The 1,019-nt window shown below is 66.8% G+C and carries 1 protein-coding gene; it reads right to left on the bottom strand.

Going from position 1 to position 1,019, the window contains the following annotated elements; all coding sequences use genetic code 11:
- Positions 1–994, bottom strand: a 994-nt coding sequence (locus ACFUUZ_RS31725; protein WP_378702734.1) for an IS481 family transposase, incomplete at its 3' end; no start/stop codon positions are given.
- Positions 995–1,019 lie beyond the last annotated feature (25 nt).

The raw sequence follows: 1,019 nt of genomic DNA on the forward strand, positions 1-1,019 counted from the left end.
TGTGATGTCCAGGGAGGTTGGTCAGTCGGGTGACCGGTGGTCGGCCTCCGATCGCGGAGTGGGCTCGGTGGTGATTGTAGAAGTGGAGCCAGCCCGGTAGGGCTGTGTTGCGTTGCTCGGTCGAGTCGTAGAGCCGGGCGTAGGCCCAGCCCTCGCCCAGTGTCCGGTGGAAGCGTTCGATCTTGCCGTTGGTTTGCGGCCGGTAGGGGCGGGTCCGTTTGTGCCGGACGCCGAGCTCGGCGCAGGCATCACGCCAGGCGTGAGATTTGTAGGCTGATCCGTTGTCGGACAACACTTTCTCGACAGTGACACCGCGCTCGGCATACCAGGCCACCGCCCGGTGCAGCACCGCTATCGCGGTGACTGCTTTCTCATCGGTGCAGATCTCGGCGTAGGCCAGACGGGAGTGGTCGTCGAGGACGGTATGGATGTAGGCCGTGCCGATGACGGGCCGGTAGGCGGCGCCGCGCCGGCCGGTTCGGCGTGCGGTCGCGCAAGCGTTCGCCTTGCTCTGGCTGCGGTGCAGGTAGCGGTGGCCGCCGCCGTCGGGGATGTTGGCGAACTTGGTGACATCGACGTGGATCAGCGAGCCGGGACGGTCGTGTTCGTAGCGGCGTAGCGGTTCGCCGGTGACGCGATCTATCCGTGACAATCGGTTGATCCGGCATCGCACCAGTACCGCGTGCACGGTCGAGGCCGCCATGTCGAGTCGGCCCGCGATCTGGACCGGGCCCAACCGGTGCCGCCAACGCAATGCCACGACGCGTCGTACCAGGTGCGGAGGTGTTCTGCTCGGCTGGATGGTGGGGCGTGAGCTGCGGTCGCCCATCCCGGTCGGGCCTTCGACGCGGTAGCGGTCGGCCCATTTCCTGGCGGTTCGTGGGGACACCATGAACAGTTTCGCTGCTGCTGTGCAGGTCCAGCCGCGATCGATGACCAGCTGGGCCAGGCGCAGTCGTGCGCGTGGTGTCAGGGCTGCGTTAGCGTGGGACACGAAGGCCTCCGGGTTGTGGTGAAGC

This window comes from Nocardia sp. NPDC057353, assembly GCF_042667085.1.
Lineage (GTDB): Bacteria > Actinomycetota > Actinomycetes > Mycobacteriales > Mycobacteriaceae > Nocardia.